The following is a 17,886-nucleotide window of genomic DNA, read 5'->3' as shown; positions in this document are numbered from 1 at the left end:
AATCTGCCCCATCTGGCAGGAGATTGTCAGGCGCATGCACTCTCCTTTGCCCGCACAGTTCCGCCACGCGTCGAATCCTGTTCTGATAGTCGTTCCCTCCCGCGCCTTCCACCGAGCAATGCGATGCCGCAGATCCTGATCATCGACGACAACACCGCTGTGGCCACTGCGCTGGAGGTGCTGTTTTCGCTGCACGATATCGAAGCGCGGCATGCGCACTCGCCGCAGGCCGGGTTGGCGCTGCTGGACGAGCAGGGGTTCGATCTGGTGATCCAGGACATGAACTTCACTGCCGACACTACCTCCGGCGAGGAAGGCGAAGCCTTGTTCACCCAGATCCGTCAGCGCCACCCGGACCTGCCGGTGATCTTGCTCACCGCCTGGACCCACCTGGGCAGCGCGGTTGGCCTGGTCAAGGCCGGTGCGGCCGACTACATCGCCAAGCCCTGGGACGACACCAAGCTGCTGACCACGGTCAACAACCTGCTGGAACTGTCCGAAGCGCGCCGCGAACTGGAACGTCGGCGCGAGCGCGAGCGGCGCGGTCGCGAGCAGCTGACCCAACGCTACGATCTGCGCGGCGCGGTGTTCGCCGACCCGGCCAGCGAGCGCGCGATCGCGCTTGCCTGCCAGGTCGCACGCTCGGACCTGCCGGTGCTGATCACCGGCCCCAACGGCAGCGGCAAGGAAAAGATCGCCGAGATCATCCAGGCCAACTCTCCCGCCAAACACGGCCCCTTCATTGCGCTCAATTGCGGCGCATTGCCGGGCGACCTGATCGAAGCCGAACTGTTCGGCGCCGAAGCCGGCGCCTATACCGGCGCCAACAAGGCGCGCGAAGGCAAGTTCGAAGCTGCCGATGGCGGCACGCTGTTTCTGGACGAAATCGGCAACCTGCCGTTGGCCGGGCAGATGAAGCTGCTGCGCGTGCTGGAAACCGGCCGCTACGAACGCCTGGGCTCCAACCGCGAACGCCACGCCAAGGTGCGCGTGATCAGCGCCACCAATGCCGACCTGCAGGCCATGATCCGCGATGGCAGCTTCCGCGAGGATCTGTACTACCGCCTCAACACCGTGGAAATCGCGCTGCCCGCCCTGGCCGAACGCCCCGGCGACATCGGGCCGTTGGCCGAGCACTTCCTGGTAGGCGAAAAACCGTTGTCCACCCAGGCCCGCGATGCCTTGCAGCGGCACGCCTGGCCCGGCAACGTGCGCGAGCTGCGCAATGTGCTGCAACGCGCGTCGCTGCTCGCGCAAGGTGTGCGCATCGAGGCCGGCGATCTGAACCTGCCGCGGCCAGCCGCGTCGCGCCCGGCCGCGCCGGCAAGCGGCGAACCGGATCGCGCCCGTATCGAGCAGGCACTGGCGCGCGCGCAGGGCGTCATCGCCCAGGCTGCCGCCGAGTTGGGGCTGAGCCGGCAGGCGCTGTATCGGCGCATGGACCGCTACGGCATCACTTCGGAATGATCCCCGACATGTGGCAACGCTCCTTCACGTTCTCGCTGTTTTTGCGGCTGTTGCCGGTGCTGGCGCTGGCCGCCGCGCTGCCCTGGTTCATGGCGTACTGGATGGACCGCGGCTGGCAAGTGGCCGCAGTGTCGGTGGTGGTGGTGCTGTCGGCGATGTGGTTCAGCCTCAGCCGCGCCACCGCGCCGATGCGCTCGCTGTTCCGCGCCCTGGCCGGCACCACCAGCAGCTACCGCGATGGCGAATACAACTTCGGCGTGTACTGGCGCGGTAGCGACGAACTGGCGCAACTGGTGCAGGCGCATGCGGAACTGGGCGAGGTGCTGCGCGCGCAACGGCGCAACCTGGTGCAGCGCGAACTGATGCTCGACACCATGCTGCAGAACACTCCAGTGGCGATGCTGCTGGTGGTGGCCGGTGGCGATGGCGTGCGCCGCATCAGTTTCTCCAACAACGCCGCACGCAAGCTGTTGTACGACGGCCGCAAGCTCGAAGGCCAGCACCTGGACGACCTGCTCGCGCGCATGCCCGGCGAACTGCGCGATGCGCTGGCGCGCGGCGGCGATTGCCTGTTTGCGGTCCGCGAGGACGGCGATGACGAAGACGACGAGCAGATCTATCACCTGTCACGCCGCAGTTTCCATCTCAACGGACGCGGTCACGAGTTGCTGCTGATTCGCACCCTGACTACCGAACTGCGGCGCCAGGAAGTGCAGACCTGGAAAAAGGTCATCCGCGTGATCAGCCATGAATTGAACAACTCGCTCGCGCCGATCGCGTCGCTGGCGCACTCCGGCGCCGAGTTGCTGCGTCGCGAACGCACCGACCGGCTCGGCACGGTGTTCGAGACCATCGAAGAACGCGCACGTCATCTGGAAGGCTTCATCCGCGGCTACGCCCGCTTTGCGAAGTTGCCGCAGCCGCAGTTGCAGACCATCGAATGGGCACCGTTCCTGGAGCGTTTGCGGCAGCAGATTCCGTTTCAGCTGCAGGGCGCACTGAGCGATGTCTCCAGCCGCATCGATGCCGCGCAGATCGAGCAGGCGCTGCTCAACCTGCTCAAGAACGCGCACGAAGCCTGCAGCGAGGCGCAGCCGCCCAACAGCGAGGTCGCCGTGCGCGTCACGCGCGTGCCGCAGTGGCTGCGGATCGAGGTGCTGGACCGCGGCAACGGCATGAACGAGGCCGTGCTGCATAACGCGCTGATGCCGTTCTACTCGACCAAGCGCAACGGCACCGGGCTCGGGCTTGCGCTCACCCGCGAGATCGCCGAAGCGCACGGCGGGCGCATCTCGCTGCATAACCGCGAGCACGGCGGGTTGTGCGTCACCTTGCTGCTGCCGGCTGCGGCGGCCGGCTAGCTCGCAAGCCCCTGGGGCGCGTTTCTCGGCCATTTCCATTGCGATACCGCTGGCATGCGATCGACCCTCGAGCCGACCGGGACGATCGCCAGCACCACTGAATTGCCACGCGTCGCCAGGCTGCCCAGGCCATTGCCTCGACCAGCATGCCAGCGTGGCCGGCATCGTCTCGCGATCATTCGCCGATCGCAGCTCAATCGCCGCGGATCGTCCCACGCTCGTCGATCCGCGGTTGTTTCAACGCACCGCAGGCATCGTCGGCACCGCTGGTGCGGGTGGCGGCGATGGCGCCGTAATAGCCGGCTCCCACGGTATTGTCGACGAACTGCCCGCCTTGCGACGGACATTCGCCATCGGGCTTGATCCAGTCCGAAAACGCCGCGTACTTGCCGGCCCGGACAAAACGGTTGGTCGCCACGTAGGTGTTGTCGGAGGCATCGCGGGTACGCACGGCATCGCCGTTGACCTCGGTGAAGGTATTGCTTTCGATGCGGTTGCCGGAGGAGTGGCGCGCCAGGTAGATCGCGTGCACGAAACCCGAGGTCCGGGTGTCGTTTTCGATGGACACGAAACGATTGCGTTCGATGCGGTTGTCGCGCGAGTTCTGCAGGCGGATCGCCGCGAACGAATAGGCGGCCTCGCTGCTGCTGCCATGGATGCCACCGATCCGCTCGAAGGTCATGTTGCGGATGACGTTGCCGCTGTTGCCGTCGGCGCTGCGCTTGCTGCTGCCCAGGTCCATCGCCATCCAGTAATTGCTGACCTTCAACCCGGCGAAGGTCAGCCGGGTGGCGGCATCACCACCGCCCTTCAGCGTGAACCAGGTCGCACCGCCGCGCCCGTCGAACCACGGTGGCGCGGCCGCATCCGGCGCAGCGATGAAGCGAATGGGCGCCCCGTTGGTGAAGGTCCATTGCACCGACTGCCGCAGATACGTGCCTGCGGCAATCACCACGTCCACCGCACCGCCCGGCCGCTGCTCCAGCAGCCGTTGCTGGGCAACCGCCAGGCTCCGCAATGCGGTCGTTGCGCTGGTACCTGCCGCCGCATCGTTGCCATCGGGCGCCAGATATAGCCGGTAGGTTTGCGCATGGGCCGCAGCTGGCAGCACTGCCGCCGATAGCAGCAGCCATGTCACCAGCAACGCGCAACGTGGCGTTCGCATCGTGCACCTCCTGACCCATCGTGACGAGCGTAGCCTATGCATGGCATCGCTTTACAGCAGCTGTGCGCGCTGCAGCGACGTGCAGCCAGGCCGCACGCCTGTAGACACACTACTTCTTGACCGGGCGTTCCCAGCCTTCGACCACGGTCTGACGCGCACGCGTGACGCTGAGTTGCCCGGCCGGCGCATCGCGCGTGATCACCGAGCCCGCACCGATGGTGGCCATGGCGCCGATCTCGATCGGTGCCACCAACGCGCTGTTGGAGCCGACGAAGGCGCCATCGCCGATGGTGGTCTGCGACTTGTTCACCCCATCGTAATTGCAGGTGATGGTGCCGGCGCCGATGTTGACCTTGCTGCCGATCACCGCATCGCCCAGGTAGGTCAGATGGTTGGCCTTGCTGCCCACGCCCATCGTGACCTTCTTGGTCTCGACGAAGTTGCCGATATGCACGCCATCGGCCAGCACGGTGCCAGGACGCAGCCGCGCGAACGGGCCGATCTGCACCGCCCCTTCGGTCACCACGCCTTCCAGGTCGCAGTGCGCGCGGACCTGCGTGCCGGCGCCCAGCGTCACATCGCGCAAGCGCACGAAGGGGCCGATCACCACGCCATCGCCCAGTGTCACATCGCCTTCCAGGACCACATCGATGTCCAGCTGCACGTCGCTGCCTACCGTCACCGAGCCGCGCTGCTCCACGCGCGCCGGGTCGGCCATGCGTACGCCCTGCAGGCAAAGCGCACGCGCCGCACGCAGCTGCCAGGCGCGCTCCAGCTGCGCCAGCTGCCAGGGGTCGTTGGCGCCTTCCACGTCCTGCGCATCGGCCACGTGCACCATGTCGGCCGGAGTGAAATCGGCAGCGGCGCTGGCGAACACGTCGGTGAGATAGAACTCGCCCTGTGCATTCTCGTTGGACAGACCGCCCAGCCAGCGGCGCAGCGCCGTGGACTCGGCAGTGAGGATGCCGGTGTTGATGGTGCGGATGCGGCGCTGCTCGTCGTTGGCATCCTTCTGCTCGACGATCGCGGCGACCTTGCCTTCGGCATCGCGCAGGATGCGGCCGTAACCGGTGGGATCGGGCACATCGGCCACCAGCACCGCCATGCGCCCGGGGGCATGCAGCAACTGCAGCAGGTCCCGGGACTGGATCAGCGGCACATCGCCGTACAGCACCAGCACGGTGGCCGCATCCGGAATCGCATCCATCGCCTGCTGCACCGCATGCCCGGTGCCCAGTTGCCGACGCTGCTCGGCCCAGTGCAGATCGCCCTGCGCGGCGAACGCCGCCTGCACCTGCTCGCCGCCATGCCCGTGCACCACATGGATCGCTGCCGGCTGCAGCTGCCGCGCGGTGGCGATCACATGTGCCAGCATCGGCTGGCCTGCCAGCGGCTGCAGCACCTTGGGCAGGGACGAGCGCATGCGCTTGCCCTCGCCCGCGGCCAGGATCACGACGTGCAAGGGCAGAGTCATCGAAGCGTTCCAGAACGTGGGAGCGCTAAATTCTAGTCGCTGTCCCGGCAATGCGTCGTGTCCCGCCTGCAGCACGCGCGACGATGACACTTTTCAAGCGCCGCTGCCGTTAGCATGAGCGCCCCTCCACGATGACCCGGCCTGCATGAGTCTGTTCCGCCAAGGCAGCCAATTCATGATCATTGGCGCCCTGCAGCTGGCGGTGGATTGCGGCATCTTCATCGCCGCCACCGCGGCCGGCATGCCTGCCGTGCCGGCCAATCTGCTCGGGCGGATCAGCGGCGCGGTGCTGGGCTTCTGGCTCAACGGCCGCTACACCTTCGCCCAGGACGGCGGTGCACGCCTGGGCTGGCCGCGTTTCCGTCGCTTTGCGCTGATGTGGCTGGCACTGACCCTCATCAGCACCTGGCTGTTGTCGGCGACAGTGGACCTGGTCGGCCTGCGTCAGGCCTGGCTGGCCAAACCGCTGGTGGAAGGTGGCCTGGCGATCGTGTCGTTTTTCCTGGGCCGGCACGTGGTGTATCGCTAGCGAGCGCGCTGACGTCAGCGCAGTCGCCGACAACGGTGCTGCATTGGACTGACAGAAAACACGATCGGCGTTGCCGTCACCCGCACCGCCGAGGTCTGCGCCGTGCATGGCGCGCCTTGGACACCACGCGTATCAGTGGCAGAAATCGCCCAGGCTGCGGACCAGCGCCGCGCGATGCAGCGCGTCCAGCTGCCATTGCGCCGCATACCGGGCGGCGGCATGCGCGGTATTGGCCGGGCATTGCGGCGCTGCACGTGCCGGCGCGACATCGGCCAGTGCGTCGAGCAGTTCGCCTTGCAGCTGATCCAGACGCGTGCGCAGGCCCGCCAGATCCGGCCGCGCCGTGTCCGGCGCGCGCCCACGTTCGCGCCAGTGGTTCAGCAGTGCGTACTGCACCGACTTGTTGGCCTCGATCTGCGCAGCGAAGAAGCGCGCCGCATCGTCGGCATCCAGCCCGTGCGCAGGCGCCTGCTCGCGCACGCTCTGCAGCACCGCCGCCTCGCGGGTCTGGTCCAGCACCGGCTTGCCGCTGTCCCACTTGCTCAGCGCCACCGCATCGCCGATGGCGTTGCGTTGCACGATGCGATCCAGCAACGGATCCAGCGGCGGCTGGCTGCGTACCGGCAGCGCACACCCCAGCAACGCCACGGCCAGCAGGCCGCTCAGCGCGTAGCCACGAAAGTCATCGATCGTCCGGGTCATCGGGTGTTCCTCGATATGCAGGTGAGATGCCGCGCCGCCGGCAGCACAGTACAAGCCACGCAGTGTGCCTGCAGTCCCCGAGCCTGCAAGCCGCCCCACGCATGCGCAGCGCCAGAAACGAAAACGCCGACACGAGGGTCGGCGTTTTCACTCCACACCTCGGTGTGGCGGTGCAGCAGGTACCGCGTAACGCGCAAACGGGCGCGAGCCCGCGTGCTTAGTGCTTGAGGGTGCGACGCAGGCGTTCCAGTGCCTGCAGCTGCACGGTCGCTTCGGCCAGCCGACGCTGCGCATCGGCCACGTCCACGGTGTCGCCACGGTTGGCCAGCAGACGCTCGGCCTCTTCCTTGACCTTGCGCACGGCGGCTTCGTCGATGTCCTGGGCACGCACTGCGGTGTCGACCAGCACGGTCACCACCTGCGGCTGCACTTCCAGGATGCCGCCGGAAATGGCGAAGTCCAGGTGTTCGCCATTGGCGGTGGTGACCACCACCTTGCCCGGCTTCAGGCGCGTGATCAGCGGCGCGTGCTTGGGCGCGATGCCCAGCTCACCCAGCTCGCCGGTGGCCACGACCAGCGTCGCCTCACCGTGGAAGATTTCCTTCTCGGCGCTGACGATGTCGCAACGGATAGTGCTCATGGTGCCTCACTCTGTGAGGCGGGGAATCGGAAATCGGGAATGGGGAATCGGAAGAGCGGCTGGCTGCGCACGCTTCCTGTTCCCCGCATTTCCGACTCGCCTACAACCCGCCTTTACGATTCCCGATTCCCGATTCCCGATTCCCGATTCCAGCCGCACAGCGGCTGGGATCCTTCAGGCCTTGGCGCTCATCTTGTTGGCTTTCTCGACGGCTTCTTCGATGCTGCCGACCATGTAGAACGCCTGCTCCGGCAGGTGGTCGTACTCGCCGTCGCAGATCGCCTTGAAGCCGCGGATGGTGTCCTTCAGCGAGACGTACTTGCCCGGCGAGCCGGTGAACACTTCGGCCACGTGGAAGGGCTGGCTGAAGAAGCGCTCGATCTTGCGTGCGCGCGACACCGACTGCTTGTCTTCTTCGCTCAGCTCGTCCATGCCCAGGATCGCGATGATGTCCTTCAGTTCCTTGTACTTCTGCAAGGTCTGCTGGACGCGCTGGGCGGTGTCGTAATGCTCGTGGCCGATCACCAGCGGGTCCATCTGGCGGCTGGTGGAATCCAGCGGATCCACCGCCGGGTAGATACCCAGCGAGGCAATGTTACGGCTCAGCGTGACGGTGGAATCCAGGTGGGCGAAGGTGGTCGCCGGCGACGGGTCGGTCAGGTCGTCCGCGGGCACGTAGACGGCCTGGATCGAGGTGATCGAACCGCTCTTGGTCGAGGTGATGCGTTCCTGCAACACGCCCATTTCCTCGGCCAGGGTCGGCTGGTAGCCCACTGCCGACGGCATGCGGCCGAGCAGCGCGGACACTTCGGTACCGGCCAGCGTGTAGCGGTAGATGTTGTCGACGAACAGCAGCACGTCCTTGCCCTTGCCGTTCTCGTCCTTCTCGTCGCGGAAGTACTCGGCCATGGTCAGCCCGGTCAGCGCAACCCGCAGACGGTTGCCCGGCGGCTCGTTCATCTGGCCGTATACCATCGCGACCTTGTCCAGCACGTTGGAGTCTTTCATCTCGTGGTAGAAGTCGTTGCCCTCACGGGTACGCTCGCCCACGCCGGCAAACACGGACAGACCCGAGTGCGCCTTGGCGATGTTGTTGATCAGCTCCATCATGTTGACGGTCTTGCCGACGCCGGCGCCACCGAACAGGCCGACCTTGCCGCCCTTGGCGAACGGGCACATCAGGTCGATGACCTTGATGCCGGTCTCCAGCAGTTCGGTGCTGGAGGACTGGTCTTCATACGACGGCGCAGCGCGATGGATTTCCCAATGGTCCGACGCCTGCACGTCGCCGGCTTCGTCGATCGGACGACCCAGCACGTCCATGATGCGGCCCAGCGTCCCGGCACCGACCGGCACCGAAATGGCACGTTCGGTATTGGTGGCCAGCAGGTTGCGCTTCAGGCCGTCGGTGGAGCCGAGCGCAATCGTGCGCACCACGCCATCGCCGAGCTGCTGCTGCACTTCCAGGGTGATTTCGGTGCCTTCGACCTTCAACGCGTGATAGACCTTCGGCACTTCATTGCGCTGGAATTCGACGTCGACGACCGCGCCGATGATCTGAACGATCTTGCCCTGACTCATTTGGATAACTCCACTAATGTCTGTTCGATTCTGGTGTCGGGAATGGGGAATCGAGAATGGGGAATGGGAAGATCAAGAGCACCGACGGCCTTGCCTATTCCCGTTTGCCGATTCTCCATTCCCGGCTAGACAGCGGCCGCGCCGCTGACGATTTCCGAAATTTCCTGGGTGATCGCCGCCTGACGCGCCTTGTTGTAGACCAGTTGCAAGGTGCCGATCATCTTGTTGGCGTTGTCGCTGGCGGCCTTCATCGCCACCATGCGCGCGGCATGTTCGGAAGCCACGTTTTCCAGCACGGCCTGGTACACCAGCGACTCGATGTAACGCGTCATCACGTGCTCCAGCACGGTCGCGGCATCGGGTTCGTAAAGGTAATCCCAATCGTGATGCGCCACCTTGTGCTCGGCGGCCGGCAGCGGCAGCAGCTGATCGAAGCTGGCTTTCTGCGTCATCGTGTTCACGAAGCGGTTGTAGACCAGATATACGCGGTCCACCTTGCCCTCGACGAACGCATCCAGCATCACCTTGATGACACCGATCAACTGCTCGATGTGCGGACTGTCGCCCAGATGGGTGACGCTACCGACCATGTTGACCTTGATGCGACGGAAGAACGCCGAGGCCTTCTGGCCGATGGTCACCACGTCGATCTCGGCGCCCTTGTCCTGCCACGGGCGCACTTCGCCCAGCATCTTGCGGAACAGGTTGTTGTTCAGACCACCGGCCAGGCCGCGGTCGGAAGAGATCACGATGTAACCGACCCGCTTGACCTGCTCACGCTCGACCAGGAACGGATGCTGGTAGTCGGTGCTGGCTTGCGCCAGATGCCCGATCACCTGCTTCATCGCCTGCGCGTACGGACGCGAGGTCTTCATACGGTCCTGCGCCTTGCGGATCTTGGAGGCCGAGACCATTTCGAGCGCGCGCGTCACCTTGCGGGTGTTCTGCACGCTCTTGATCTTGGTTTTGATTTCGCGTCCGCCTGCCATACTCGCTCGCTTCGCTCGCTTAGTGGGAATGGGGAATCGTGAGTCGGGAATTGGCACAGCCAACCCGCTTTGACGATTCCCTATTCTCTATTCCCGATTCCCGCAGCTGGATTTACCAGCTGCCCGTGGTCTTGAACTCTTCGATGCCTTTCTTGAAGGCCGCTTCGATGTCGTTGTCCCAGCCGCCGGTGCTGTTGATCTTGGAGACCAGCTCACCCTGGGTGTTGGCGAAGTGCGCGTGCAGGCCTTCTTCGAACGCCAGCAGCTTGTTGACCGGCACTTCATCGAGGTAACCCTCGTTGACGGCGTAGATCGACAGTGCCTGGTCGGCGATGGACATCGGCGCGTACTGCTTCTGCTTCATCAGCTCGGTGACGCGCTGACCGCGCTCGAGCTGCTTGCGGGTGGCTTCGTCCAGGTCCGAGGCGAACTGCGCGAATGCCGCCAACTCGCGGTACTGCGCCAGCGAGATACGGATGCCGCCGGACAGCTTCTTGATGATCTTGGTCTGGGCTGCACCGCCAACGCGCGACACCGAGATACCGGCGTTCACCGCCGGACGGATGCCGGCGTTGAACAGGTCAGTTTCCAGGAAGATCTGGCCGTCGGTGATCGAGATCACGTTGGTCGGCACGAATGCGGACACGTCGCCGGCCTGGGTTTCGATGATCGGCAGCGCGGTCAGCGAACCGGTCTTGCCGGTCACCGCCCCGTTGGTGAACTTCTCCACATACTCCTCGGACACGCGCGCCGCGCGCTCGAGCAGGCGGGAGTGCAGATAGAACACGTCGCCCGGGTAGGCTTCGCGACCCGGCGGGCGCTTGAGCAGCAGCGAGATCTGGCGGTAGGCCACGGCCTGCTTGGACAGATCGTCGTACACGATCAGCGCGTCTTCGCCACGGTCCATGAAGTATTCGCCCATGGTGCAGCCGGCGTAGGGGCTGATGTACTGCATCGCGGCCGATTCGGACGCGGTCGCGGCCACCACCACCGTGTGCGCCAGTGCGCCGTTCTCTTCGAGCTTGCGCACGATGTTGGCAACGGTCGAGGCCTTCTGGCCGATCGCCACGTACACGCACTTGATGCCCGTGCCCTTCTGGTTGATCACCGCATCGATCGCCAGCGCGGTCTTGCCGGTCTGACGGTCGCCGATGACCAGCTCGCGCTGACCGCGGCCGATCGGGATCATCGCATCGACCGACTTGTAACCGGTCTGTACCGGCTGGTCGACCGACTTGCGCCAGATCACGCCCGGCGCAACGCGCTCAACCGGTGCGGTCTGGCTGGCGCCCAGCGGACCCTTGCCGTCAATCGGCTCGCCGAGCGCGTTGACCACGCGACCGAGCAATTCCGGACCGACCGGCACTTCCAGGATGCGGCCGGTGGTCTTGGCCACGTCGCCTTCGCGCAGGTTCTCGTAATCGCCCAGCACCACGGCGCCGACCGAATCGCGCTCCAGGTTCAAGGCAAGCGCGAAGGTGTTGTTCGGCAGTTCGATCATTTCGCCCTGCATCACGTCGGCCAGGCCGAAGATGCGCACGATGCCGTCGGACACGCTGGTCACGGAGCCTTCGTTGCGCGACTCTGCGGACAGCTTGACCGCCTCGATACGGGTCTTGATCAGGTCGCTGATTTCGGAGGGGTTGAGCGTGGTTGCCATCGTTCAGTCCTAGGTGCCGGCCGCGAGGGCCATGCGTTTATGTGAATTCAGTGGGCGAGCGAGCTTTGCAGACGCGCGAGCTTGCCCTTCAGCGAGCCATCGATGACCACGTCGCCGGTGTCGATCACCGCGCCGCCGATCAACGAAGCATCCACCGCGGTGGTGATGTCCACCTCGCGGCCGAAACGCTTCTTCAGCGCAGCAGCGATCGTGTCCAGTTCCGCCTGGCTCATTGCAGCCGCCGAGGTCACCGTCGCCTTGACGACGTGTTCGGCTTCGGCCCGCAGCTGTTCGTACAAGCCTGCCACTTCCGGCAGCAGCGACAGTCGCTGCGCGTCGGCCAGCAGGCCGAGGAAACGCAGATAGTCTTCGCTCGCCTGCGGCGGCGCCAGCAACGTCACTGCCTGATCCTGGCCCAGGGCCGGGTTGAGCAGCAGCGCGGCCACGCGCGGGTCGCCGGCCACCTGCGCCGAAAACGCCAGCGCCTCGGACCAGGGCGCGAAGTTGCCGCCCTCACGCGCGATCGCAAACGCGGCGCGGCCGTACGGACGGGCAAGTGTGAGGGCCTGACTCATCGATTAAATCTCCGCCGCCAGCTCGTCGAGCAGCGCCTTGTGGGCGTTGGCATCGATTTCGCGCTTGAGCAGCTTTTCGGCACCGCTGACGGCCAGCACGGACACCTGCTTGCGCAGCTCCTCACGGGCACGCGTGGCGGATGCGTCGATCTCGGTCTGCGCCAGATCCTTCTGACGGTTGGCTTCGGCAATTGCCTCGTGCTTGGCCGCTTCGATGATCTGGTTGGCGCGCGCATGGGCCTGATCGATGATCTCGTTGGCCTTGGTGCGTGCGTCCTTCAATGCTTCGTTGACCTTTTCCTGCGCCTGCGCCAGATCCTTCTGACTGCGGTCGGCCGCGGCCAGACCTTCAGCGATCTTTTGCTGACGCTCTTCGATCGCCTGCAGCAGCGGCGGCCAGATCTTGGTCGCGACGATCCAGATCAGACCGGCGAAGGCCAGCGCCTGGGCAAAGATGGTAAGGGTGATATCCATGGGTCGCTCAATCGCTGTTTAGGGGTGAAAGCGCCACCGCATGGCGACGCTTTCCGACCTTCATCCGCGGACGCAACCGCACGCGGTTGCCTCCACATCCTGCTACCGCTGGATCAGCCGGCAGCCTGCGACAGACGCTCGATGAACACCTGGGCCAGCGGGTTGGCAAAGGCGAACAGCAGGCCGACGGCGACGCTGATGATGAACGCGGCGTCGATCAGGCCGGCGGTGATGAACATGCGGACCTGCAGTACCGGGATCAGTTCCGGCTGACGTGCAGCCGATTCCAGGAACTTGCCAGCCATGATGGCCAGACCGAGGCCGGCACCCAGCGCGGCCAGGCCGATCATGATGCCGACGGCAAGGACAGTGGAGCTCTGGACTTGAGCGAGGTTGGTCAGGACGGCGAGGTACATGGTGATCTCCGAACGAAAGTTTCTAAGGGTGATGGATGAATCGGGATGAAGCGTATGAAGGGTGCAGCGAAACTCAGTGACTGTCTTCGGCAAGGCTCAGATACACGATCGACAGCATCATGAAAATGAAGGCCTGCAACGGAATCACCAACAGGTGGAACAGCATCCAGCCGAGGCCGAATACGCCGCCAGCGACCATGCCGGCGATGCCCGCACCGCCCAGCACCCAGATCAGCAGGAAGACGATCTCGCCGCCGAACATGTTGCCGAACAGTCGCATCGCCAGCGAAATCGGCTTGCTCAGCCACTCGACGATGTTCAAAAGCAGGTTGAACGGCATCATCCATTTGCCGAACGGCGCCGTCAGGAATTCCTTGGTCATGCCGCCCACACCCTTGGAGCGCAGCGAGAAGACGATCATCAGGAAGAACACGCTGATCGACATGCCCAAGGTGGCGTTGACGTCGGCGGTGGGCACCGGCTTCCAGGCGTGGACGCCTGCCCAGCCCAGCGGGATGGCGATGAAATCGGCCGGAATCATCTTGATGAGATTCATCAACAGGATCCAGAAGAAGATGGTGATCGCGATCGGCGTCACCAGCTTGCTGCTGCCGTGATAGGTGTCCTTGGCTTGGCGGTCGACGAACTCCAGGCAGATCTCGACGAACGCCTGCCACTTGCCCGGTACGCCGGCGGTGGCATTGCGGGTCGCCGTCCAGAACGCGAAGACCATCACCAGGCCCATCAACACCGCCATGACCAGGGTGTCGACGTGGATGGTCCAAAACGTGCCGCCACCCTCGCGAACCGGATAGATCAGGTTCTGCAAGTGATGCTGGATATAGGAGGTAGGTGTTGCTGCCTCGCCCGCCATGTGTCCGGAGCCCTTTAAGTTCGAATCAACGCCTGGCCAGAGCCAGAACCTGAAAAATCAGCCCGATGGCGATACCCGCCAACAAGGCCAGAGGAGGCAGCCGCCACAGGCCGAAGCCAAGCGCCAGCGCCACGAAAACCAACACCCACTTCAACACCATCGCCAGAATCAGCCGCACCATGGCAATGCCGGCTGCCTGAATACCGCCACCTAGCGCGGTACGTGCTGCCACCCAACCGCCCAACACCGTCGCAAACCCGGTCAATGCCAGACCGGCAGCGTAGCGGGGACCGACCAACAGCAACCCCAGACTGGTTATAGCTACAGCGGCAAGCGGATATACCGCAGCGCGCAGCATCAACCGCCGACCCGCGTCAACGGAGTTCAGCACTACGGTTACCTTACGTGTGAATGAGTGGGAAGCGCAGATGCGCCTCGTCGAGCCGCGAAAGTATAGCAATGGGACAAATTGCGAGACAACCGGCAAAGGTCATTCGTTGCTGCGTCGCACCATACAGGTTGCCGACGCGGGTGGGAACTTTGCCACAAACCGGCGGTCATAACTGGCGAGGCCTGCACATCCTCGTCGAAAGGTTTTGCCGCAGGTCGCCCATGGGAGCCCCGGGACACCGGGGCTCCTGCTTTTACGCATTTTGTCGCACCCTGCAACCTTCCCATCGGCGGTCCAATCCGCGCGGTCGGGGCACGCTACCCGCCATATCGCCCGCGATTGATGGCTAAAGCGCGCGGCTTACGACTAACGTCGGACTGTCTGCCGTAGCGGACCGTTTTGTCCGATTGCTATCTCGGCCTTCACGGGTATGCGACAGCTCCTTCACTTTTGGACGACGCCGTCTTATCGAAGATGCGCGGCACAGGCCGAACCGCCTGACCATTCCAAGAATTCGGAGCTCCCCATGAAACACCTCCTCGCACTGGCCATCCCATGCGTATTGGCTGCCGCCTACGCCGCGCCGGCGCATGCCGAAGACACCGATGACCGCTTCCAGCTCCGTCTCGGCGCGATGAACGTCGACAACGACAACACCATCCGCGGCAATACCCTGGTGGCGGGCAACAACGTGTCGGTCAACGAAGACTTCAAGCTCGGCGGCAAGGAATGGGAGCCGCGCGTCGATGGCGTGTTCCGCATCAGCACCCGTCAGCGCCTGATCTTCGATTACTTCAAGTACGACAAGGATCGCCGCGAAACCCTGACCCAGGACATCAGTGGCGGTGGCGTCACCGTGCCGACCGGCAGCTTCATCAAGGGTGAGCTGAAGTATCAGGTCGCCACCCTGGTGTATGACTACTCGGTCATCGATTCGCCGGAATTCAGCCTGGGCCTGCAGATCGGCGCCGAGTACGCCAAGGTCGAAGCCAATGCATACGCGGATCTGGGCAGCGTCTTCAGTGGCGACGTGCTGGACGAAAGCGAAGATGGCGCTGCGCCTGTGGTCGGCATCCGCTTCACCGCACGTCCGAGCGAGCATTGGCTGTTCAACGTGCAGGGCCAGTACCTCAACACCAGCTGGGGCGACTTCGGCGATTACGACGGCGACCTGAGCCGCGCCAACGCGATTGCCGAGTACCGCTTCACCAAGAACTTCGGCATCTTCGCCGGCTACGACTGGTTCAGGCTCGACGTCGACCAGCGCGGCAGCGACGGCCTGATCGGCCTGAAGCAGGAGTTCAAGGGCCCGGTTGCAGGCGTGACGCTCGCGTTCTGATTTGCACGCAACGTTGCACCAAAAGGCCCGCTTCTTGCGGGCCTTTTGTCTTCCTGTGATGCGCCGCGACGGCGTTGGGTAGAGCTCCGAGGCGACGCATCCCGATCGCCGCTGCCTGCACAGCCTCGGCACCTGCTTTGGCTGCCTGCGGCATGCGCACGAACTGTGCCGCATCCTGGCATTGCGACAAATCCCCCGTCATGACCGGGTCCTCACCCTCCTGCGCCTCTGCGACGCGCCGTGGGACGACAGCGCAGACCATTAGCACGCACAGCATTCCGCAGCGCATGCAGTGCCTCTCCGTGGCAGTGGCCGCACCGCCTGACCGACCGTGCCGCTCGTCCTGGCGGCACGCCGCAACGACGACGCCCCGCGCAAGGCGGGGCGTCGTTGGCCACGCAGCAGATGCCGGCGCCTACTTCTTCTTCGGGATATACAGGTCGGTGATGGTGCCGTCGTAGACCTCCGCGGCCATGCCGACCGATTCGCTCAGGGTCGGATGCGCGTGGATCGTATGGCCGATGTCTTCGGCTTCGGCGCCCATCTCGATCGCCAGGCCGATCTCGGCCAGCAGGTCACCGGCATGCACGCCGACGATGGCGCCACCGATCACGCGGTGGGTTTCTTCGTCGAAGATCAGCTTGGTGAAGCCTTCGGTGCGGCCGATGCCGATCGCGCGGCCACTGGCGGCCCACGGGAACTTGGCCACGCCGACCTTCAGGCCCTTGGCCTTGGCCTCGGTCTCGGTCACGCCGACCCAGGCGATTTCCGGGTTGGTGTAGGCGACCGACGGAATCACCCGCGCCACCCATTCCTTCTTCTCGCCGGCAGCCACTTCGGCGGCCAGCTTGCCCTCGTGGGTGGCCTTGTGCGCCAGCATCGGGTTACCGACGATGTCGCCGATGGCGAAGATGTGCGGCACGTTGGTGCGCATCTGCCGATCGACCGGGATGAAGCCGCGCTCGGTGATGGTGACGCCGGCCTTGTCGGCACCGATCTTCTTGCCGTTGGGCGTGCGGCCGACCGCCACCAGCACGCGGTCGTAGGCAGTGGCCTGCAGACCCGGCTTCTCACCCTCGGTGGCCGCTTCGAACGACACCGTGATGCCGCCGGCGTCGGCCTTGACGTCGGTGGCCTTGGTCTTGAGATGGACCTCCACGCCCTGCTTCTTCAGGCGATCGGCCAGCGGCTTGACCAGGTCCTTGTCGGCGCCCGGCATCAGCTGATCCATGAACTCGACCACGGTGACCTTGCTGCCGAGCGCGCTGTACACCGTGGCCATTTCCAGGCCGATGATGCCGCCGCCGACCACCAGCAGGGTCTTGGGAATGTCGTGCAGTTCCAGCGCGTCGGTGGAGTCCATCACGCGCTTGTCGTCCCACGGGAAGTTCGGCAGCTTCACCGCCTGCGAACCGGCGGCGATGATGCAGTGCTCGAAGCGCAGCAGCTGGGTCTTGCCGTCGTCGCCGACGATCTCCAGCTCGTTGGGCGACACGAACGATGCCACGCCGGTGACGGTGCGCACCTTGCGCTGCTTGGCCATGCTGGCCAGGCCGCCGGTGAGCTTGCCGACCACTTTTTCCTTGTACTCGCGCAGCTTGTCCAGGGTGATCTTGGGCTGGCCGAAGTCCACGCCGAAATCGCCGGCGTGCGCCACTTCGTCGATCACCGCGGCGGCATGCAGCAGCGCCTTGGACGGGATGCAGCCGACATTGAGGCAGACCCCGCCCAGGCTGGCGTAGCGCTCGATCAGCACCGTATCCAGGCCCAGGTCGGCGGCACGGAACGCGGCGGTGTAGCCGCCAGGGCCGGCGCCGAGCACCACCATCTTGCATTCGATATCGGCCGGCTTGCCGCTGGCCAGCGCCGGCTTGGACGGCGCCGGTTCGGCCGGCGCGCGATGCGACGGCGTTACCGGCGGCTTGCTGCCGGGCGCGGCGGCAGGCGCCGCAGCCGCCGGTGCGGGCTTGCTGTCGGCCTTGGCGGGCGCAGCCGGTGCGGCGGCCTCGCCTTCGGCTTCCAGCAGCAGCACCAGCGCACCTTCGGACAGGCTGTCGCCCACCTTGACCTTGAGCTCCTTGACCACACCGGCGGCCGAGGACGGCACTTCCAGCGTGGCCTTGTCCGACTCCAGCGTTACCAGGCCCTGATCCTTGACCACGCTGTCGCCGACGGCGACCAGCACTTCGATGACGGGGACATCGCTGTAATCGCCGATGTCGGGAACCTTGATTTCAATGACCGCCATT

Annotated in this window: 17 protein-coding genes; 4 read left to right on the top strand and 13 right to left on the bottom strand. The window is 64.9% G+C overall.

Annotated features, from left to right (window positions below):
* The first annotated feature begins 123 nt into the window (after positions 1-123).
* Positions 124-1,467: a sigma-54 dependent transcriptional regulator gene (locus FHT08_RS01155; RefSeq protein ID WP_166774004.1), complete on the top strand. Its 1,344-nt coding sequence runs from the start codon at positions 124-126 to the stop codon at positions 1,465-1,467.
* A gap of 8 nt (positions 1,468-1,475) precedes the next feature.
* Complete coding sequence (locus tag FHT08_RS01150) at positions 1,476-2,828, top strand: HAMP domain-containing sensor histidine kinase (RefSeq protein WP_104536745.1); 1,353 nt, start codon at positions 1,476-1,478, stop codon at positions 2,826-2,828.
* Between the two features lie 193 nt (positions 2,829-3,021).
* Here FHT08_RS01150 and FHT08_RS01145 read toward each other — a convergent pair whose 3' ends face one another.
* Entirely contained in the window at positions 3,022-3,993 is a 972-nt protein-coding gene (locus FHT08_RS01145) for a right-handed parallel beta-helix repeat-containing protein (RefSeq protein ID WP_208408801.1), read from the bottom strand.
* A gap of 109 nt (positions 3,994-4,102) precedes the next feature.
* On the bottom strand, positions 4,103-5,467 hold the full coding sequence (gene glmU / locus FHT08_RS01140) for a bifunctional UDP-N-acetylglucosamine diphosphorylase/glucosamine-1-phosphate N-acetyltransferase GlmU (RefSeq protein ID WP_166774003.1): 1,365 nt from the start codon (positions 5,465-5,467) through the stop codon (positions 4,103-4,105).
* A gap of 145 nt (positions 5,468-5,612) precedes the next feature.
* On the opposite strand from glmU, the gene FHT08_RS01135 reads away from it, so the two are divergent.
* Positions 5,613-5,996, top strand: coding sequence for a GtrA family protein (locus FHT08_RS01135; protein WP_104583250.1), 384 nt, complete (start codon positions 5,613-5,615; stop codon positions 5,994-5,996).
* Positions 5,997-6,128: 132 nt separating this feature from the next.
* Here the strand turns inward: FHT08_RS01135 and FHT08_RS01130 are convergent, their stop codons facing one another.
* The 10 genes from FHT08_RS01130 to FHT08_RS01085 form a co-directional block, all read right to left on the bottom strand.
* Positions 6,129-6,698, bottom strand: coding sequence for a chorismate mutase (locus tag FHT08_RS01130; RefSeq protein WP_115677867.1), 570 nt, complete (start codon positions 6,696-6,698; stop codon positions 6,129-6,131).
* A 217-nt stretch (positions 6,699-6,915) separates the two neighbouring features.
* Complete coding sequence (locus FHT08_RS01125) at positions 6,916-7,338, bottom strand: F0F1 ATP synthase subunit epsilon (RefSeq protein ID WP_104583248.1); 423 nt, start codon at positions 7,336-7,338, stop codon at positions 6,916-6,918.
* Between the two features lie 174 nt (positions 7,339-7,512).
* Complete coding sequence (gene atpD / locus FHT08_RS01120) at positions 7,513-8,919, bottom strand: F0F1 ATP synthase subunit beta (protein ID WP_046963369.1); 1,407 nt, start codon at positions 8,917-8,919, stop codon at positions 7,513-7,515.
* Between the two features lie 125 nt (positions 8,920-9,044).
* Entirely contained in the window at positions 9,045-9,908 is an 864-nt protein-coding gene (gene atpG / locus FHT08_RS01115) for a F0F1 ATP synthase subunit gamma (protein ID WP_104536370.1), read from the bottom strand.
* Positions 9,909-10,020: 112 nt separating this feature from the next.
* Complete coding sequence (gene atpA, locus FHT08_RS01110) at positions 10,021-11,568, bottom strand: F0F1 ATP synthase subunit alpha (RefSeq protein WP_104536371.1); 1,548 nt, start codon at positions 11,566-11,568, stop codon at positions 10,021-10,023.
* Between the two features lie 47 nt (positions 11,569-11,615).
* Entirely contained in the window at positions 11,616-12,143 is a 528-nt protein-coding gene (locus FHT08_RS01105; protein ID WP_166769121.1) for a F0F1 ATP synthase subunit delta, read from the bottom strand.
* Between the two features lie 3 nt (positions 12,144-12,146).
* On the bottom strand, positions 12,147-12,617 hold the full coding sequence (locus FHT08_RS01100) for a F0F1 ATP synthase subunit B (RefSeq protein WP_016901014.1): 471 nt from the start codon (positions 12,615-12,617) through the stop codon (positions 12,147-12,149).
* Between the two features lie 113 nt (positions 12,618-12,730).
* Complete coding sequence (gene atpE, locus FHT08_RS01095) at positions 12,731-13,033, bottom strand: F0F1 ATP synthase subunit C (RefSeq protein WP_002814105.1); 303 nt, start codon at positions 13,031-13,033, stop codon at positions 12,731-12,733.
* Positions 13,034-13,106: 73 nt separating this feature from the next.
* Entirely contained in the window at positions 13,107-13,907 is an 801-nt protein-coding gene (atpB, locus tag FHT08_RS01090) for a F0F1 ATP synthase subunit A (RefSeq protein WP_166774002.1), read from the bottom strand.
* A gap of 25 nt (positions 13,908-13,932) precedes the next feature.
* The gene (locus tag FHT08_RS01085; RefSeq protein ID WP_005920882.1) at positions 13,933-14,298 is read right to left on the bottom strand and encodes a hypothetical protein; all 366 of its coding nucleotides are present in this window, start codon (positions 14,296-14,298) and stop codon (positions 13,933-13,935) included.
* A gap of 526 nt (positions 14,299-14,824) precedes the next feature.
* Between FHT08_RS01085 and FHT08_RS01080 the strand changes: the two genes are divergently transcribed.
* Entirely contained in the window at positions 14,825-15,637 is an 813-nt protein-coding gene (locus tag FHT08_RS01080) for a hypothetical protein (protein WP_166774001.1), read from the top strand.
* A 415-nt stretch (positions 15,638-16,052) separates the two neighbouring features.
* Here the strand turns inward: FHT08_RS01080 and lpdA are convergent, their stop codons facing one another.
* Positions 16,053-17,885, bottom strand: coding sequence for a dihydrolipoyl dehydrogenase (gene lpdA, locus FHT08_RS01075; protein ID WP_154832682.1), 1,833 nt, complete (start codon positions 17,883-17,885; stop codon positions 16,053-16,055).
* Between the last annotated feature and the right edge of the window lies 1 nt (position 17,886).

Source organism: Xanthomonas sp. CFBP 8151, from assembly GCF_011761885.1.
Classification (GTDB): Bacteria; Pseudomonadota; Gammaproteobacteria; order Xanthomonadales; family Xanthomonadaceae; genus Xanthomonas; species Xanthomonas arboricola_B.
This window is presented reverse-complemented; position numbering and strand designations above follow the sequence as displayed.